General features: G+C 38.4%; 20 protein-coding genes, 1 tRNA gene and 1 pseudogene. 3 read left to right on the top strand and 19 right to left on the bottom strand.

All coding sequences use genetic code 11. The features are described 5' to 3' along the window. Positions 1–383 precede the first annotated feature (383 nt). The 9 genes and pseudogenes from AC1DCY_RS21900 to AC1DCY_RS21860 form a co-directional block, all read right to left on the bottom strand. Positions 384–464 (bottom strand): annotated as a pseudogene (locus tag AC1DCY_RS21900) (DinB family protein); the annotation flags it as partial. 106 nt (positions 465–570) lie between these two features. Beyond that, entirely contained in the window at positions 571–987 is a 417-nt protein-coding gene (locus AC1DCY_RS21895; RefSeq protein ID WP_477353505.1) for an N-acetyltransferase family protein, read from the bottom strand. Positions 988–1,186: 199 nt separating this feature from the next. After that, entirely contained in the window at positions 1,187–1,699 is a 513-nt protein-coding gene (locus AC1DCY_RS21890; protein ID WP_477353504.1) for a GNAT family N-acetyltransferase, read from the bottom strand. Between the two features lie 524 nt (positions 1,700–2,223). Then, on the bottom strand, positions 2,224–3,516 hold the full coding sequence (gene eno / locus AC1DCY_RS21885; RefSeq protein WP_477353503.1) for a phosphopyruvate hydratase: 1,293 nt from the start codon (positions 3,514–3,516) through the stop codon (positions 2,224–2,226). 2 nt (positions 3,517–3,518) lie between these two features. Next, positions 3,519–5,060, bottom strand: a complete 1,542-nt coding sequence (gene gpmI, locus AC1DCY_RS21880; RefSeq protein WP_477353502.1) for a 2,3-bisphosphoglycerate-independent phosphoglycerate mutase — start codon at positions 5,058–5,060, stop codon at positions 3,519–3,521. Next, on the bottom strand, positions 5,053–5,814 hold the full coding sequence (gene tpiA / locus AC1DCY_RS21875) for a triose-phosphate isomerase (RefSeq protein WP_477353501.1): 762 nt from the start codon (positions 5,812–5,814) through the stop codon (positions 5,053–5,055). The genes gpmI and tpiA overlap by 8 nt, the downstream gene beginning before the upstream one ends. 293 nt (positions 5,815–6,107) lie before the next feature. Further along, entirely contained in the window at positions 6,108–7,292 is a 1,185-nt protein-coding gene (locus AC1DCY_RS21870; protein ID WP_477353500.1) for a phosphoglycerate kinase, read from the bottom strand. 499 nt (positions 7,293–7,791) lie between these two features. Continuing rightward, on the bottom strand, positions 7,792–8,808 hold the full coding sequence (gene gap, locus AC1DCY_RS21865; RefSeq protein WP_477353499.1) for a type I glyceraldehyde-3-phosphate dehydrogenase: 1,017 nt from the start codon (positions 8,806–8,808) through the stop codon (positions 7,792–7,794). A gap of 123 nt (positions 8,809–8,931) precedes the next feature. After that, on the bottom strand, positions 8,932–9,960 hold the full coding sequence (locus tag AC1DCY_RS21860) for a sugar-binding transcriptional regulator (protein WP_477353498.1): 1,029 nt from the start codon (positions 9,958–9,960) through the stop codon (positions 8,932–8,934). Between the two features lie 299 nt (positions 9,961–10,259). On the opposite strand from AC1DCY_RS21860, the gene AC1DCY_RS21855 reads away from it, so the two are divergent. Then, on the top strand, positions 10,260–10,466 hold the full coding sequence (locus AC1DCY_RS21855) for a transcription initiation factor TFIIIB (RefSeq protein ID WP_477353497.1): 207 nt from the start codon (positions 10,260–10,262) through the stop codon (positions 10,464–10,466). A gap of 59 nt (positions 10,467–10,525) precedes the next feature. Here AC1DCY_RS21855 and AC1DCY_RS21850 read toward each other — a convergent pair whose 3' ends face one another. The 5 genes from AC1DCY_RS21850 to AC1DCY_RS21830 form a co-directional block, all read right to left on the bottom strand. Further along, on the bottom strand, positions 10,526–10,648 hold the full coding sequence (locus AC1DCY_RS21850) for a hypothetical protein (protein WP_269079340.1): 123 nt from the start codon (positions 10,646–10,648) through the stop codon (positions 10,526–10,528). 485 nt (positions 10,649–11,133) lie between these two features. Continuing rightward, entirely contained in the window at positions 11,134–11,742 is a 609-nt protein-coding gene (locus AC1DCY_RS21845) for an FMN-binding negative transcriptional regulator (protein ID WP_477353496.1), read from the bottom strand. A gap of 18 nt (positions 11,743–11,760) precedes the next feature. Then, a complete protein-coding gene (locus AC1DCY_RS21840; RefSeq protein WP_477353495.1) occupies positions 11,761–11,997 on the bottom strand; it encodes a glutaredoxin family protein in 237 nt (78 codons plus the stop codon). Positions 11,998–12,235: 238 nt separating this feature from the next. Further along, the gene (locus tag AC1DCY_RS21835) at positions 12,236–13,000 is read right to left on the bottom strand and encodes a TPM domain-containing protein (RefSeq protein ID WP_477353494.1); all 765 of its coding nucleotides are present in this window, start codon (positions 12,998–13,000) and stop codon (positions 12,236–12,238) included. Next, a complete protein-coding gene (locus AC1DCY_RS21830; RefSeq protein ID WP_477353493.1) occupies positions 13,000–13,581 on the bottom strand; it encodes a LemA family protein in 582 nt (193 codons plus the stop codon). The genes AC1DCY_RS21835 and AC1DCY_RS21830 overlap by 1 nt, the downstream gene beginning before the upstream one ends. A 194-nt stretch (positions 13,582–13,775) precedes the next feature. On the opposite strand from AC1DCY_RS21830, the gene AC1DCY_RS21825 reads away from it, so the two are divergent. Next, complete coding sequence (locus tag AC1DCY_RS21825; protein WP_477353492.1) at positions 13,776–14,390, top strand: spore coat protein; 615 nt, start codon at positions 13,776–13,778, stop codon at positions 14,388–14,390. Positions 14,391–14,457: 67 nt separating this feature from the next. On the opposite strand, the gene AC1DCY_RS21820 is transcribed toward AC1DCY_RS21825, so the two are convergent. The 4 genes from AC1DCY_RS21820 to AC1DCY_RS21805 form a co-directional block, all read right to left on the bottom strand. Next, entirely contained in the window at positions 14,458–15,180 is a 723-nt protein-coding gene (locus AC1DCY_RS21820; RefSeq protein WP_477353491.1) for an amino acid ABC transporter ATP-binding protein, read from the bottom strand. Beyond that, a complete protein-coding gene (locus AC1DCY_RS21815) occupies positions 15,177–15,881 on the bottom strand; it encodes an amino acid ABC transporter permease (RefSeq protein ID WP_477353490.1) in 705 nt (234 codons plus the stop codon). Before AC1DCY_RS21815 ends, AC1DCY_RS21820 begins: the two co-directional genes overlap by 4 nt. A gap of 240 nt (positions 15,882–16,121) precedes the next feature. Continuing rightward, a complete protein-coding gene (locus tag AC1DCY_RS21810; RefSeq protein ID WP_477353489.1) occupies positions 16,122–16,916 on the bottom strand; it encodes a basic amino acid ABC transporter substrate-binding protein in 795 nt (264 codons plus the stop codon). A gap of 488 nt (positions 16,917–17,404) precedes the next feature. After that, positions 17,405–17,479: transfer RNA gene (locus tag AC1DCY_RS21805), tRNA-Arg, on the bottom strand. Between the two features lie 662 nt (positions 17,480–18,141). Between AC1DCY_RS21805 and clpP the strand changes: the two genes are divergently transcribed. Further along, the gene (gene clpP / locus AC1DCY_RS21800) at positions 18,142–18,723 is read left to right on the top strand and encodes an ATP-dependent Clp endopeptidase proteolytic subunit ClpP (RefSeq protein WP_068985964.1); all 582 of its coding nucleotides are present in this window, start codon (positions 18,142–18,144) and stop codon (positions 18,721–18,723) included. 52 nt (positions 18,724–18,775) lie between these two features. Here the strand turns inward: clpP and AC1DCY_RS21795 are convergent. Continuing rightward, positions 18,776–19,006 (bottom strand): hypothetical protein (locus AC1DCY_RS21795; protein ID WP_477353488.1); only part of this gene is annotated, 231 nt, incomplete at its 5' end.

Here is a 19,006-nt window from a genome sequence, read left to right as displayed (position 1 = left end):
CTTTTTTATGTAGATTATCTTTGATGGCAAATGTAATGTTTAGAGCTTATTTTGAAGACTATTGTGTCAATGAAAGAAATGTGCCATATATTCATTAAAGTATGGCTTCGGCAAAATGTGGGTTGATTTCCGTTCCGACTGGGCGCTTTCCTGGGGGCGTCCGATGAGCCGCTTCGCTTCGCTGCAGGGTCTCATCTGTGACGCTAATCCCCAAGGAGTCGCCCAGTCTCCACTCCAATCAACTATTTCTCTTTGCGTGTTTTTTCTGGTGTTTCATTCTAATCCATAGTGATAAAAGAAACTGCAATAAGATGTGTTTTTGTGCGAAAGTGAGTAGCCTGGAAAGGAAAACAATGAAAAACGTATCCTTAATTCCACACTCTTCAATTCTTTTTTAATATTCCTAAGTATTCATTCCATGGCCCAACATCTGTTGTATATCGTTCTGCCATTACTCGAACAATTTAAGCTATTCCAGAATTTCAATAGCTTCCTTCATATTAAAATTCACGCTCCTGCCTCCTTCAAATGACTCGAGGTCCCTGTTTGAAGGTTTACCTTCATTGTCCATTATTCATATATCATAACCCAATATTTTTCCTTATCCCCTTCTTCAATTACCTTCTTCCAACCATTCTTCTCATAAAATTTCAAAGCTTTGTGATTTTCGGATACACATTTTAATCTTAACGGTTTATTCATTTTTTTAATGGAGGCATTTAGTAAGTGACCCCCTACACCTTTACCTAAGACATCTGGATGAATAAATAAATTATGAATGAAGTTATCTGGCAAGTATAATGAAGCAAATCCAAGTATACGATTGTCCTCTTCCGCTACAATTATATGTTCTTCTATAGTATCTTTATCAAAATCGTCTAATGTCAATTCTTCTAAAGCCGCCCAATGGAAATTTTTACGCCGCGATTCCAGATAGATCATTCTTAATTCTGGGTAATCTAATTCATTCGCTTCTCTAATATTCACATGCTCACCTTTGCTTTCATAATAATTTTAAGTGACTAATCAATTATGCCTGGGCATAATTGCGTACGGAGGCTTTAACTTATTTCAGCGGATGTTTGGACACCCGCTGAAAAATGTCTTAAACCCGAATTCATTTTACCACATATAGAGGTAGAGACATTTGTAGCTGACGCTTCGCTTTCGCTACATAACACATTTGCTAAAAGAAGTTAAATGAAAAAAGTTTAAGTTCTTCAGCATCATCGGAAAATTGGATTAATCTTTCAAACTTCAAGCCTACTTTTTCAAGTAGCTTAGCTGAAGCTTCATTATCTTGAGTTGTGATAGCTACAATACGTTTTAATCCTAGTATATCTATACCATATGCTAATGTTGCAGAGGCTGCTTCATAGGCGTATCCTTTTCCCCAATACTTAGGAAGAAAAGCGAAGCCAATATCCACATCTTCTAGCGACTCTCTTTTAACTAAACCACAAATTCCAAGGGGGGTTTGATCTTCTTTTCTTTCAACTAAATAAAGACAAAATCCAAATTGCTCATACATGCGAGTTGGCCCATTTACTATATATTCAGATGCATCCTCTACTGTTCTTAATCCGCGATCACCGATGAACTGCAACCATGAAGGATCATTCATTAGCTCAAGGATAAAATCTGCATCATCTGTTGTTTGCAAGCGAAGGGTCAGTCGTTCTGTTTCAAAAATTTTCATAGTCCTATCACTTTCCTCTCAGTATTGTATTTTTCCTTTTCTAAGCTTTTTCCCCTATATGTAATTTATGTTTTGAATTAAATATATAACAACGGACTAAGTATTGCACTTGCATTGCCTTTCAGAAGAGTAGATCCATTTTCTCTGGTTTATCATATATAAATGAAATAAACGCATCCATTCCAGTAAAAGCATTTCAGCGGTTCTTTCGGGGATCTGATCACTTCTCTTGGGGAGCCGAGCAGTTTTCGGGGTTTTCTGATCACTTTCCCACGCTACCAGATCACTTTTTCACACTACCCGAGCAGTTCCCCTCGTTACCCGATCACTTTTTCACACTACCCGAGCAGTTCCACACGCTACCCGATCACTTTTTCACACTACCCGAGCAGTTCTCCACGTTACCCGATCACTTTGCCAAAAACTGCCCCTCCTCAATTACTCGCTCGAGCAATAAAAAAAAATCGCCTCAAAAGTATTTGCATACCTTTGAGGCGATATTACTGAAGCTACTTAGTAATAGCTTATTTTAAGTTATAGAATGAGTTTAAACCAAGGTACTCAGCTGTTGCACCAAGTTGATCTTCAATGCGAAGAAGTTGGTTGTATTTAGCTACGCGGTCTGTACGAGATGGAGCACCTGTTTTAATTTGACCAGCGTTTGTAGCAACTGCGATATCAGCAATTGTTGCATCCTCAGATTCACCAGAACGGTGAGAGATAACTGCTGTATAACCAGCGCGTTTTGCCATTTCGATCGCTTCAAATGTTTCTGTTAACGTACCGATTTGGTTTACTTTGATAAGGATTGCATTACCAACACCTTGCTCAATACCAGCAGCAAGTTTTTTCGTATTTGTTACGAATAGATCGTCGCCTACTAATTGTACGCGAGCGCCAATGCGATCTGTTAATAATTTGTGTCCAGCCCAGTCGTTTTCGTCTAAGCCATCTTCAATTGAGATGATTGGGTATTTAGCAGTTAATTCCTCGTACCAGTCAACCATTTCTTCAGACGTTTTGACAACGCCTTCACCGTCTAAGTGGTATTTGCCATCTTCTTTATTGAATAATTCAGATGACGCAACGTCCATTGCAAGTTTCACTTCTTCACCTGGTTTATAGCCAGCTTTTTCGATTGCTTCTAAAATTACAGTAATGGCTTCTTCGTTAGAACCAAGGTTTGGTGCGAAACCACCTTCGTCACCTACAGCTGTGTTATAGCCTTTCGCTTTAAGCACTGCTTTTAAGTTGTGGAAGATCTCAGCGCCCATACGTAATGCATGGCGGAATGATTCTGCGCCTACAGGCATTACCATGAATTCTTGAATGTCTACGTTGTTGTCAGCGTGAGCGCCGCCATTTATGATGTTCATCATTGGTACTGGTAGTTGTTTTGCGTTAAATCCACCAAGATATTGATAAAGAGGTACATCTAAATAATCTGCCGCAGCATGTGCAACTGCCATTGATACACCTAGAATGGCATTGGCACCAAGTTTACCTTTGTTTTCTGTGCCGTCTAGCTCGATTAAAGCTTTGTCGATGACTACTTGATCAAGAACTGAGTAGTTACCTTCTAGCTCTTGAGCAATAATTGTGTTTATATTTTCAACTGCTTTTAATACACCTTTGCCTAGGTAACGAGATTTGTCACCGTCGCGTAATTCTACTGCCTCATATTCACCTGTAGATGCACCTGATGGTACGATTGAGCGTCCAAAAGCGCCTGATTCTGTAAATACTTCAACTTCTACTGTTGGATTCCCACGTGAGTCTAAAACTTCGCGCGCATAAATTTGTGTAATAAATGGCATAATTAATTCTCCTCTTTTTCAATTAATGATTGACCTGTCATTTCAGAAGGTTGTGACACCTCTAATAATTCTAACATGGTTGGCGCCAAATCGGCTAAAATGCCACCATTTCTTAACATTAAATTCGGTTTTGTCACAATTACTGGAACAGGATTTGTTGTATGAGCTGTCATTGGATTCCCTTCTAAAGTAAGAACTTCATCAGAGTTACCATGGTCAGCTGTAATAATAGCTGCGCCACCTTTTGCAAGGAGTGCATCTACTACTTTACCAAGACATTCATCGACTGTTTCAATGGCCTTGATTGTTGGCTCTAACATTCCGCTATGCCCAACCATATCAGGGTTAGCGAAATTAAGAATAATGCCATCAAATTTATCGGCCGCAATCTCTGCAAGTAATGCTTCTGTTACTTCATAAGCACTCATTTCAGGTTTTAAATCGTATGTTGCAACTTTTGGAGATGCAATTAAAATACGTTCTTCCCCTTCAAATTTCTCCTCACGGCCACCACTCATAAAGAATGTAACATGCGGATACTTTTCTGTTTCTGCAATACGAAGCTGCGTTTTGCCATTAGAAGCTAACACTTCACCAATCGTATTTTTCAAGTTGTCGTTTGCATACGCAACTTGAGCATTTACTTCGTCACTGTAGTGTGTGAATGACACAAATTTTAAATTCTTTGGATGATTCGCTGATAAAGCAAAGCCATCAAATTCACAATTTGTAAACACTTTAGACAGTTGAATTGCACGGTCAGGGCGGAAGTTGAAGAAAATAACAGCGTCATTATCGTCAATTGTTGCCACTGCTTCTTCATGCTCTTGAACGCTAAATGGAATAACAAACTCATCTGTTACATCGCGTTCATATGATTCAGCTACACCACTTGCTGCGCTGTCAGCTGTTTGACCAACACCATCTACCAGCACATTGTACGTAAGGGCTACACGATCCCAACGTTTATCACGATCCATTGCATAATAACGACCATGAATAGAAGCGAATTTGCCTACGCCAATGTCCTTCATTTGTTTTTCAGTTTCTTCAATATAGCCTAAAGCTGTTGACGGTCCAACATCACGACCATCTAAGAAACCATGTACAAAGACTTCGTCTAGGCCATGTTGTTTTGCAAGCTTTAATAGTGCAAACATATGCTCATAATGGCTATGTACGCCACCGTCTGAAAGTAAGCCCATAATATGAAGCTTCGATTGATGAGCTTTAGCATGTGCTATTGCATCCAAAAATGCTTTATTCGTAAAGAAATCTCCTTCACGAATTGATTTATTTAAGCGTGTTAAGCTTTGATAAACAATACGTCCAGCACCGATATTTAAGTGTCCAACTTCAGAGTTCCCCATTTGACCATCTGGTAACCCCACCGCTTCACCTGCTGCAGTTAAGGTTGAATGTGGGAATTCATTCCAAAAACGATCGAAGTTTGGTTTGTTAGCTTGGGCTACTGCATTTCCGAAAGTTTCGTCGCGAAATGCAAAGCCATCTAGAATAATTAATGCTACTGGCTTTTTAGGCATTTGCTGCCGCCTCCAATAATTGTAAATATGATTCTGGCTGTAAACTTGCTCCACCGACTAAAGCGCCATCGATATGCTCTTTTGATAATAATTCCTGAATGTTCTCAGGTTTTACGCTACCGCCATATTGTATACGTACAGCATCGGCCGTTTCAGCATTATACAGTTCCTTCACTACTGCACGAATGGCTCCGCATACTTGGTTAGCATCTTCTGCTGTAGCTGTTTTACCTGTACCGATTGCCCAAATAGGTTCATAGGCGATCACCATATGCTCCACTTCTTGTGCTCCAAATCCAGCAAGTGCTGCTGTAATTTGATGAGCAACCTTTTGCTCAGTAGTCCCCGCTTCACGTTCCTCAAGCGTTTCTCCACAGCAAATAATTGGTACGATGTTATGCGCTAGTGCTGCAGCAACCTTTTTATTGATTGCTTCATCTGTTTCATTATAATATTCACGTCGTTCAGAGTGTCCTAAAATAACATAGTCTACTTCCACGCTTGCTAGCTGAGCTGGACTAACTTCTCCAGTGAATGCACCTTCGTTTTCGTAATGCATCGTTTGTGCACCAATTGCTAGCTCAGATTCACTAGCAACTTGCACAAGCGTAGGTAGGTAAAGTGCTGGTGCACAAACAACAGCGTCTACTTTATCATTTGAAGGAAGTTTGTCCTGTACCGCATCAACAAACTGAATAGCCTCTTCAAATGTTTTATACATTTTCCAGTTACCTGCAATAATTGGTTTACGCATCATTCTTGCCTCCTATGTTTTTTATTCATTAAATCAATTATGCCTCGGCATAATTGCGTCCGGAATCGACTTTGTGCTTAGGCCTGCACGAGGGCCGACACGATGTCGGTCATTTCGGTAATGCCACAGGACGTGGCGTTTTTACCGATGCAGGTCAGTTAGCCGTTATCGCATGGATGCGATGATTTTAGGCTAACATCCCCTAAGAACTCCTTTCCGATTCCGTGACATCCGCCGGAGGCTTTAACTTCTTTCAGCGGGTGTTAAGACACCTGCTGAAAGAAGTTAATGTTTTACTTATCGTTTAATGCCACAATTCCAGGAAGGTCTTTCCCTTCCATTAATTCAAGTGATGCACCGCCACCTGTAGAAATATGGTCCATTTTATCGGCAACTGCAAATTTTTCTACTGCTGCTGCAGAATCCCCGCCGCCGATCACTGTATAACCAGCTGTTGTTGCCATAGCTTCAGCTACAGTTTTTGTACCATTCGCAAATTTATCCATTTCAAAGACACCCATTGGTCCATTCCAAATAATTAATTTAGAATCTTTAATAACTTCTGCATATTTAGCAGCTGTTTTCGGACCAATATCTAAGCCCATCCAATCCGCTGGAATAGCGTCTACATCTACAATTTTTGTTTCAGCATCTTTTGAAAATTCGTTTGCGACAACGGCATCGATTGGCATATGTAATTGCACGCCTTTTGCCTTTGCTTTTTCAATAAAGGATTTTGCTAAATCGATTTTATCTTCCTCTAATAAAGATTTACCGATATCATAGCCTTGCGCTTTAATGAATGTAAATGATAAACCGCCACCGATAATTAAGTGGTCAACTTTTTCTAATAAGCTTTCAATAACACCAATTTTGTCTTTAACTTTGGCACCACCGATAATGGCTGTAAATGGATGCTCTGGGTTAGACAAAGCTTTACCTAGCACATCTAATTCCTTTTGCATAAGGAAACCGGATACTGCTGGTACATGCTTGGCAATTCCTTCAGTTGAAGCGTGTGCACGGTGAGCTGCACCAAATGCATCATTGACATAAACGTCCGCTAATTTTGCAAATTGCTCTGCTAATGCAGGATCATTTTTCTCTTCACCAGCATGGAAGCGCACATTTTCAAGTAAAATCATGTCGCCATTTTGCATATTTGCAACAGCGTCTTCTACCTTTTGACCAATTGACTCATCTAATTTTGTAACAGGCTTGCCCATTAATTCAGCTAAACGTACGCCTACTGCAGTTAGGCGCATATCTTCTTTTACTTCACCCTTTGGACGTCCTAAGTGAGAGGCTAAAATTACTTTGGCACCTTGTTCCACTAAATATTCAATTGTAGGAATTGCTGCTCGAATACGTGTTTCGTCCGTAATCGCACCTTCTGCCATTGGTACATTAAAATCAACACGTACAAATACGCGCTTACCTTTTACATCAATATCTTTCATCGTCTTCTTATTTAACATGAAGAAACCCCCTTCAAAGTTTTTAGTCGTGAATTTCCTGGATTCGCCCATCTTGGCTCCTCACATGATTCACTTAACTGTATTAGATAAAAATAGTTGGTGTCCATCATCATATAGGATTGATTTTGTAAGCTCATATTATCCAAACTTTTAATACAAGTGGATTGGAGAGACTGGTCGACTCCTTGGGGATCCGCGTCACAGATGAAACCCCGTGGCCCACGAACGCACCCAATCGGAACGGAAATCAACCCACGTTATGGTGAAGTACCCTTTTACTTGCTTTTATAGTAGCAAAAGTAACGTTCTATGTCTTGCAATTGTATAATCAGACATGTGTCTGCCTTATATTACGTATAAAAAAGGAGCAAGGGTAAATTTCCCTTACTCCAATTACCCTTGTATATTATATCTTTTAGATATTATAAAGGCTATACTTTTTGTGCGCAAAAAGCAGTATTATGTCACACTTTTTACTTGAGTTATCGAATTATGACACTTATTTAGTGTTTAATCCTTTTTCTGCGATATATAAAGCTAAGTCCATTAAACGAGTAGAGTAACCAATTTCGTTATCATACCATGCTAGAACTTTTACCATACTATTTTCTAATACCATTGTAGAAAGACCATCTACAGTTGAAGAGTTATGGTTACCATTGTAGTCAATTGAAACTAATGGTAGTTCGTTGTAGCCTAAAATACCTTTAAGCTCATTTTCTGAAGCTTCTTTTAATGCAGCATTAATGGATTCTTTCGTTACTTCTGCTTTTAGCTCCACTACTAAGTCAACACATGAAACGTTTGGTGTCGGTACACGCATAGAGAAGCCATCTAATTTACCTTTTAAGTGAGGTAATACTTTTGAAACTGCAACTGCTGCTCCTGTTGTTGTTGGAATCATTGACACTGCACCAGCACGTGCGCGACGTGGGTCAGAGTGCGGGAAGTCAAGGATACGTTGATCGTTTGTATATGAGTGAATTGTCGTCATCATACCGCGTTCAATGCCAAATTTTTCATCAAGAATTTTTGCAACTGGCGCTAGACAGTTCGTTGTACAAGAAGCGTTTGAAATAACATCATCTGTTTCAGGGTTGTAATCCTCATGGTTAACACCCATAACAAACGTTGGCATTTCGCCTTTCGCTGGAGCCGAAAGAATAGCTTTTTTAGCACCTGCTTGAATATGCTTACCTACTTCTTCCATTGAGCGGAATCTACCTGTACATTCAAGTACTACATCAACACCTAGTTCACCCCAAGGTAAATTAGCAGGATCTTTTTCAGCATAAACTTTAATGTTTTTTCCATTTACTACGAAAGAATCACCGTCTGCATAAACATCAGCATCGTAGATACCGTGTACTGAATCATAAGTTAATAAGTGTGCAAGCTGACCCGCATCTGTTAGGTCATTTACTGCAACCACTTCGAATTCCTCGTGCTTCATAGCTTCACGAAATACTAATCGTCCAATACGTCCAAATCCATTAATCGCTAATTTTAATGCCATTGTCAATTCCTCCAATATTGTTTAAAAATTTTGCCTCGGACATTTATAATATCCGCAATTGGCTTTATTCTCATTCAGAGAGTGTTGTAGCACCCGCTGAAAAACGAGTTCCAAGTTAATTTATTAAAAAGATAAACTTTCGGCGATAGCTTTTGCCGCTACCTCATCCGTTATAAAAATGGTTTGCTTTGGTGCTACCTTAAAGTACGATAGCATCGCCTTCACTTTTTGTTTACCAGCAGCAACTGCAATGACTTGCTTACTTCTTTGCACTTGCTCTAACTGAATACCGATCGTTCGAATTCGATGTACAATTTCGCCTTTTGCATTGAAATAATAGCCAAATGCTTCACTAACTGCACCCTTTTCTTCGAGTATCCGTAAATCCTCAGGCGATGAATTACGACGAACAGCCATTTCCTCTGCCGAACCAATACCATGAATGACACAATCTGCTTGATCATAATAATTCATCATTTCAGTTACCATTGGCTCTGCTAACATTGCTTGATAAGCCTGCTCACTTAGATGCTCCGGTAAAAACAACGTGCGATACTGTGCATCCATCTGCATGGCAAATGCTGAGACAAGTGTATTGGCTTGCATTTGCATTTCATGTCCAATACCTCCACGAGCAGCAACAAATGTGATGTTGTGTGAATTAGCTGGATGCAAAAATTGCGCAAGTGATGCAACCGACTTTCCACCAGTAACAGCTACTATTTGACCATCAACGCTTGTTGACATAAATTGTTGTGCTGCCTCTTTTCCAAGCAATGTTAATATCGTATCGTCTTCATTGTAATCACCTGGAACAACGATTACACGCTGTAAGCCAAAATGGTTTTCCAGTAATTTAGCTAGCTGCTTAAGACCAGACCATTCATAGACTAGTGCTTGGAGCTTATCAATAACTACTTCACCATCGTCTGTACATACCATACCCGACTTTTGAGAATCTAATAACCCTTGCTCACGTAAAATATCCGTTTCTTTGCGAATTTCTCGTTCGGTCATTTTAAGTGAATCAGCAAGTGTACGACGCCCAATTGGCTGCATAAGCTGAACTGTTTGCAAAATACGATATCTCGATTGTAGAAGCGGATACATTTCTGGAAGTAGCCTTTGCTGTGCCTCAGGTACAGATAACATATTAATCTACTCCCTTTTCAATATGCGTGGGTCTCTTTTCGTCCCACTACATAAAATTATGTCCCACTTACAACTTCATTATAATACTCTTTATAAATAATGTAAAGTGACAAAAATCTTGTTTAATTTACAATAAAGCTGTTTAAAATAATAAATTTTTTAGTACGAGAAAGACTATTTAAAGTGGAATGAAGCAATGTTTAATAAAATGGAATCAATTTACAGTTTGTTCGTAATATTAGATAATAGCATATATCAGAAAAATAGTTGGCTCACATATATAGGGGGAGGGTTTCAAATTGAAGAATTCTACGAAAGTAACAGAATGTCCAAAATGTGGCGCGAAGGAATTAGGAAGAGGTAAACAAAGTGGATACGCGACTATGTACCCGGATAATAAGATGAGTATAGGTTCAGCTGTTGAATTCATTATTTGCACAGAATGTGGATTTATAATCGAAAGCTATGTAAAAAAACCGGAGAAATTTAAGGGTACAATTTTTTGAGGAATTATTGTAAATAAAACTCGTAGCCAAATTATCATGGCTACGAGTTTTTTGTTAGCTTATTTTGTGTAAGATAAAATTGCGTTTTTCTTAAATCCGCCTAAAGCTTTTGTTGCTTCACTTTTGTTTGTGTATTCAAAAATACGAACGTCCTTTTTCTCAAATACTGTAATAACCCACATTGTAAAATCTCCCTTCAACTATATGTTTTTGTAATATAACAATCACTAAAAATGTGATACTTTTGATAAACTGTTTTATAACAACCTCTTACTGATTCCTATTCTACTCCTATTTTTTTTAAAATAAAGCTTAATGTGAAGGTCTTCACAAACTGTTCAAATTCTAAACGCTTTCATTGAACAATTTGTGAATTGTGGTTATTACCGCTAAAAATTCGGGTAAAAGTAACATCCGCAGGAAGCTTTAGGCCAAGAAAATGTTTAAGCGCGAGAGTGTAGCGACAGCGCCAACACGAAGTTGGTCACTCAGGCGTTTTAACAAGATGTGGATTTTTTAATCTGAGTTCCTCTATTTTCAGCGGATGTTTGGACAACCACTGAACACCAGCTATAGAGGTGAGAGTCTTCCGCTGAAAGAAGTAAAAAAATTTCGCTCTTTCTTCACTGCTACATACATAGTAGGAAAAATGCGAAATTTTTAGGAATCACTTATTGTTTTGTCTCATTAAACGAGCGATTTGTTGCTCATTTGTATGTTCGATTTCTTCTAATTTTTGAATCACTAATTGCTGTCTATCATTAGAATGATTCTGACTTAACTTCTTCTTACCTTCCATACTTAAGATTTTTAATTTAAAGCCTTGAACTCCTTTATTTAGATTGCTTACAAGCTGCTCATCTACCTGAGTTAGGCTATATATGCTGGTAGGTTGTTCATATTTTTTAATCATGTTGTTAAAGGAGTTTATTAATTCATCATCGTGTTCAATAAGTTCGATTTCTCCATAAACATGTACTGCTACATAATTCCACGTTGGGACGGCTTGATTTGTTTCATACCATGATGGAGATATGTAGCAATGTGGCCCATGAAATATTGCTAAAACCTTTTGATTACCAATATCCTTCCATTGAGGATTACCTTTTGCAAAATGCCCAATTAAACAATCCTTTGTATCATTCAACAATAATGGAAGATGTGTAGCATAGGGCATTCCTTCATGAGTTGAAAAGAGTGTTGCAAAACTGTTCTCCTGAATCACTTCTATCATCTCGGATATATCCTTCATTTTAAAAGCCCCTGGTATGTACATTTAGCAGATCCCCCTTTGTTATTCGCTACACAAATGCTCCATAAGTGTTGCGTAATCCAAATTGCCGTATTGTATCACTTGCCCATCCTTTTCTACTACTGGAATCATTAACATATACTTTTCATGTATGCTCTCGTCTTCTTCAATATTAATAATTTCAATATCGAAATTTATATCCTCCTGTACAAGCTTTAATGTATGCAGTCCTTCTACACATAGTCCACAATTGTCTCGACTAAAAAATTTCACGTTCAATTACAGCACCTCCCTTAAGAGCTATTATAAAATGAAACAGCTATTTATGAGCAAGAAAGTATAATGAAAAATGGCTCTGAATACTCCCATACCTAAAACTGTCGTTTTCTAGTTACACGGATTTTCCCATTTGGTCCTCTAGTCAGAAAAGACTGTGCAAGATACTTCCTACACAGTCTTCTATCATATTATTTTTTAGATTCAGTTTAGCATAATTGCATCTGGAATCGGAAAGAAGTTAAAATTTCCGACTTGCTCCTCCACCAGCAGAAGAGCCGCCTCCGAATCCGCCAAAGCCACCACCTCCAGAGCGACCACCTCCAAAACCGCCACCAAAGCCACCCGGAAAACCGCCACGTCTACCAGAACGAGGCCCGCCTCCTCTACCATTAGAAATAGATGTATAAATAACCAGTACTATAATTGCGATTAAAATAAACATCCACGTTGGCATTTCTTCATTATCATCTGTATTTTTAGGCATCTCTCCATCCCAATTGTATTCTTTCGCAACAGTTTGAAATACTTCAGCGTAAGTTGCTTTAAATGCCTTATCAATGTCTCCATCTCTCGCATTTGGATAAAACGCTGTATCTAAAATGCGCCCCAACTTGCCATCAGGTAATGCTCCTTCGAGACCTTGACCTACAGCAATGACGACATCATTATTGCCATCGCCTTGCCCAAATGTTGCTAATATTAAAACACCATTATTTTTTTTCGCATCGCCAATACCCCATGAACGAATCATTTTTGTTGCATACATTTTCGGTTCTTCTCCGTTAATAGTATCTACTGTTACAACCATAATCTCGGCACCTGTTCCTTTGTCTAACTGCTCTGAATAATGATTGAGCTCTTCCTTTACGGATGCAGATAATGCATTGGCAAAATCATGAATATACGTATTTTTCATCGGTGTCGGCATTGAAGCATCTGCCATTCTTATAGATAGAATAAACATGATACTAACAATTGCAAGTTGGATGATAAACCGTTTCATTATTGTTTACCTGAACTGCCAAAATCTATAGATGGTGCCTTTTCAGCACCCGCAGCTGCTTTAAAGTATTCTTTCTGTTCAAAACCAAACATCCCTGCAATTAAATTGCCCGGGAAACGTTTGACCGTTTTATTAAAAGCCTGCACTTCATTGTTGTAGTCTTCTCGGGCAACTGCTAAGCGATTTTCTGTCCCAGCTAATTCATCCATTAATTGACGGAAATTTGCATCTGCCTTTAAATTCGGATAATTTTCTACGACTACTAGCAACCGACTTAGTGCTCCATTCAAGGTATCATTGGCAACCGCCTGTTCCTTTGGACTATGTGCGCTGCCCATTTGTGCACGTGCCTCTGTAATGCTAGCGATCACTTCTTTCTCATGGTTGGCATATCCTTTTACAGATTCTACTAAGTTCGGAATCAAATCGTAGCGCCGTTGTAGCTGATTTTCAACCTGAGCCCATTTCGAATCCACGCTTTCCTCAGCCGTTACAAGGCTATTGTATTTTGGAATAAATAGTAAGGCCAATACAACTAAAATAATAACGATTATTCCTATAGGTCCAAATATTTTTTTCAATTCTAAAACCTCCTTCGCTTTCTTTTAGCTATCATCCATGTTTTAGCGATAACCTTTCATTTTCTTACCACTAATGTGCAGCAAAAAAACATCTCTATTCTACATATATGCAAATGCATTAATACCGTATGAAATTTATCTAACGTGCCATACTTAATACTGTAACAAACTATGATATTTAGGAGGCGCTTTTTTTGACACAATCGTTTCAAAACGAATCATCAAACCAAACTTCATTTAATCAACAACATAGCCTAAATCATGGTGGACATGAACAAATGGACTTGCATGAAACAATCGGTGCAATCATTGCTTGTATGAATCAATCCATTGTTTTACGTCCACAGGTTAAGGACACAGAGTTGCTTAGCATCTTGGATAGCCAATATAATTTCACATTAGGTATGTATAACACTATCGTGGAATCTTATAACACAGGTCATGATCCAGCTGTTCCTACAGGTCGCTATCAAATGGAGACAGGAAATAATTTCAAATACGGAATGAATCCTGGCCAACCTAAAAAGCCAATGCAAAATGCAAATGAGCTCAACGATGAATGTATTTCTGGCTTCTTACTTGGCGCTCAAAAAGGTGTGGCAAAAGGTATGACTGCAGCAGCAACAGAAACTACAAACCCTGTTGTTCGTCGTGTTATTGCAGATAGTATTCCCAACTGCATTGAAATGGCATACGAATTATCTATATACCAAAATATGCATGGCTACTATCAAGTACCTCAATTTTCTCAACAAGATATGCAAACGATGCTTAATGCATACGGCACTACAACAAATCCCCTTCATTAATAATAAAAAACAAGAGCAGTCCCATATGTGGTGCAATATCACAAGGGGACTGCTCTTGTTTAATGAACTATAAAACTTTTCCTAAAAATGCTTTCGTTCGTTCGTTTTGTGGTTTACCGAAAACCTCTTCCGGCGTTCCCTCTTCAACAATATAGCCACCATCCATAAAGACAACACGATCTCCAACTTCACGAGCAAAGCCCATTTCATGTGTTACTACTATCATGGTCATACCTTCAGCCGCTAAATTTTTCATTACATCTAATACTTCTTTTACCATTTCGGGGTCTAGGGCCGAAGTTGGCTCATCAAATAAAATAGCCTTTGGTTTCATCGCTAAGGCACGGGCAATGGCAACGCGTTGCTGCTGACCACCCGAAAGCTGTTCAGGATAGTTATAAGCCTTACTATCAAGACCGACCTTTTTCAACAGCTCATGTCCTAGTGTTTCTGCTTCTGACCTACTCATTTTACGGATTTGCATCGGAGCCATCGTTACATTATCGATGACTGTCATGTGCGGGAATAAATTAAATTGTTGAAACACCATGCCTACTTCTGCACGAATAGCATTAATATTTGTTTTTGGCTCGTTAATCTTCACATTCTCGATATAAATTGCACCATCTGTTACGTCTTCTAGCATATTGATGCAACGTAAAAATGTACTTTTACCTGAGCCTGATGGACCAATAACACAGACAACTTGCTTTTCCTGTATTTCATAATCAATGCCCTTTAACACTTCTAGTTTACCAAAATATTTGTGTAAATTTTCAATTTTAATCATCGCGCTTCCCGCCCTTCTGCCTTACGAGGGACATAGCTATTACTAAGTCGTTTTTCGATAAACGCTACAATCTTTGTTACACCATAAGTTAAAATTAAATATAGTAACGCCGCAACTATATATGGTTCCCAAAAACGGTAGCTAGCTCCGGCCACGATCTTACTTGCATATAAAATATCTGGTGCCGCAATAACGGTTACTAAAGATGAATCTTTTAATAACGCAATAAATTCATTACCTAACGGCGGAATCATACGTCTAAAAGCTTGTGGTAAAATAACTTTTCGCATCGCTTGGTTATGCGTTAAACCAAGAGAACGTGCTGCCTCCATCTGTCCTTTAGCAATACTTTGAATACCCGCGCGGAAAATTTCTGCATTGTATGCCGCACAGTTTAAGATAAGCGCCGTAATCCCTGAAACCATATAGCCTAATGAATGTCCAAAAATGGTCGGTATCAACGCTAAGTGAATTAATAATATTTGTACGAGCATCGGTGTTCCACGGAATAAATCTACATATATCTTACATGGCCAATAAATCCATTTTCTAGTCGATAATTTTCCAAGTCCTAAAAATAGTCCTAAAAGGATTCCGCCAAAATAACCACTAAGAGTTAAAACTAGCGTCACACCAATACCACGTATAAACATATCACGGTAGTTCCAGACTATGTCCCAGCGTAAGTCAAAGATGTCCATCCGAAAACCCCACTTCCCCTTTAAAAATTAAATGAGGAGTTGCCTAAAAGATCCTTCATAAGAAATTTGTAAAAAGTAAAAATCCGCATCAGTGTGCTCCTGTCGTAAAATCAGTTTTACACCCTCTCTGCTGGGTCTCGTCCTCTTTTTTCACGTAGGAGTCTACGCGGATTTTCACCCTATATCAATATATAGAATTCCTTTATTTCTTTTAGGACAGCCCCATCATGCAGTCGTTTATTACTTTAAATCTTTACCTGTAATTTCTTTATATTTACCGTTCTCTTTAATTTTTTTCAGACCTTCATTTAATTTGTTTAAAAGTTCTGTATTCCCCTTCTGAACCATAAATCCATAGTATTCTTTTTCAAATGCATCATCTTCGATTACTTTAAGCTTCTCTGTTGGATGAGCTTTGATATATTCATAAACTACCGCATTATCACCAATCGTAGCATCCACATTACCATTTAGCATTTCTTTGATAGCAACCGGCTGATTTTCAAATGCCATAATATTTGGACTTGAATCACCTTGTAGCTTTTTCGCAGCTTCATGACCTGTAGCATTAATTTGTACTGAAATCTTTTTATCCTTTAAATCAGCTAATGATTTAATCTTGGAATCTTCTTTTACAACGATTAATAATTGAGATTCATAATATGGCTCTGTAAAGTCAAACGTTTCTTTACGCTTGTCATTAATAGAGATCCCTGCTGCACCGATATCTGTTTCCCCATTTTTAACAGTTTGGAAGACAGGCTCCCAACCAATATTTTGCCACTCTACTTCAAAGCCCATTTCATCGGCAATCGCCTGCAAAATATCGAAATCTAATCCTACAATATTTCCTTTATCATCAAGCGATTCAAATGGTGCAAATGTCGCTTCTGTTCCTACCTTATAAACTTTCTTACCTTCTCCACCTTCGGATGATGCACTCCCGGATGATGTCTTTTCTTTTGCACCGCAACCCGCTAGAACTAGCACAAATGCTGCTAAGACCACAAGTAACACAGATAAACTTCTTTTCATAGCTACTCCCCCTAATTCGATATTTTCCGAAACATAATTAGTATTTTGTTAATTCGGAAATATTAGACTATTAGGTCAATTATAGTAACATTATTCTCTTTAGACAATATCATTTTGCATAAAAGCAATTATTTTTTCATAATAATTTATACCAATTTGTTTTTCGTAGCATAAAACAGCTTGAATAACCAAAAATAGCACAAGTTATGAATATTTATACATTCATAACCCATGCTAAAGTTAGATATATTTGCAAAAAAAAAGAATCCCCTCAGATAGGATTCTTTTTTTTCGACTAGTATAACTAGTCCTCACGTACAGTATGTTCACTAAAAAATAATTTGGAGTTGTTGCTTTCTTGAAGGTTTGAAAGGAACAAATACGGGAATAATGCCTACTAGGCAATATTACCATTATTCTTCCTTCTCTTTTCCCCACTAAGCAGGCTGCTAAACTACTTATTAGGAGAATTGAGTTATAAAAGTAAATGGCGCCCTCGGAGGGAATCGAACCCCCAGTGCAAGAACCGGAATCTTACGTGTTATCCATTACACCACGAGGGCAATTAAACAAAAAAAAAAGTACTCACCCTAGGCTTTACGAAAAGCATGATGTAGATAACCCTCATGTGAAGCATACCTGCAAAATAGTGAACTGTACTTTAACTTATGACCTTTTCAATTATACAAACGTATTGCTCATATTTCAACTATAGAATGCAAAACATTTTAACTTTTTTTATCTTCATTCAATAAATGTCAAAATACCTACAGCATAAAGATAATCCTCCGGCGGATGTCACGGATTTGAAATTGCGCGTACACACTGTTTATTTAAGCGAGGGCGAAGCGGCTGCGGCATTCTTTATTTGCGCGGAAGCGAGTGACAACGGTTAATGTTTTTTGTAGACAAAAGCAATGCGTCTGCCGCAAACGTTTTCTGTATGAAAGCGATGCGGCTGCTTCAATTGTTTTCTGTAGTAAATGCGATGCGGCTGCTTCAATTGTTTTCTGTGCAAAAGCGATGCGGCTGATTCAATTGTTTTCTGTGCAAAAGCGATGCGGCTGCTACAATTACACCCAGGCAAAATTGATTAAATTATTTCACTTTAACAGGGTTAATATTTGACCTTCCCTGACTATAATGTGTATGATAAGGATACAGCTGAAATAAAGGAAGTTTTCAGCAAAAGTATTCGAATTTAGTTTTTTAAGGAGGATTTAACATGAATTTAATTCCTACAGTTATCGAACAAACAAGTCGTGGTGAACGTGCATATGACATCTATTCACGACTACTAAAAGACCGTATTATCCTATTAGGAAGTGCAATTGACGACAACGTTGCTAACTCAATTGTTGCTCAACTTCTATTCCTTCAAGCAGAAGATCCAGATAAAGATATCTTTCTTTACATTAACTCACCGGGTGGATCTATAACTGCTGGTATGGCCATTTACGACACAATGCAAATTATCAAACCACAAGTACAAACAATTTGTATCGGAATGGCAGCATCTATGGGGGCTTTCCTACTTGCTGCTGGTGAACCTGGTAAACGTTTCGCATTACCAAATGCTGAAGTAATGATTCACCAACCACTTGGCGGTGCACAAGGTCAGGCAACTGAAATCGAAATCGCTGCAAAACGTATTTTATTCTTACGTGAAAAATTAAATGGAATTTTATCAGAACGTACTGGTCAACCACTAGAAGTCATTTCAAGGGATACAGACCGCGATAACTTCATGACTGCTGAGCGTGCAAAAGAATACGGCTTAATCGATCAAATTATGGAACGCAAATAAAAAGGTTAAAGGCATCTCAGATTATTTCTGAGATGTCTTTTTTTGTACGACATTAAATGTATGGTTCTTTTTTTCGCTTGGGATCTTCGGGTCTTCTTTCCGCCACTTTGATCGTTCTATCCACGATTTTGGTGGTTCTATCCACGATTTTGGTGGTTCTATCCACGATTTTGGCTACTCTATCCATCATTTTGACGTTTCTATCCACGACTTCGACTTTTCTTTCCGTCGCTCTGACTCTTCTTTCCATCGCTTCGGCTTCCTTTCCATCACTTCGACTCTT

It is taken from the genome of Lysinibacillus sp. 10T31 (assembly GCF_056394365.1).
The sequence above is the reverse complement of the archived record's forward strand: the minus strand, read 5'-3'. Positions and strand labels throughout refer to the sequence as shown.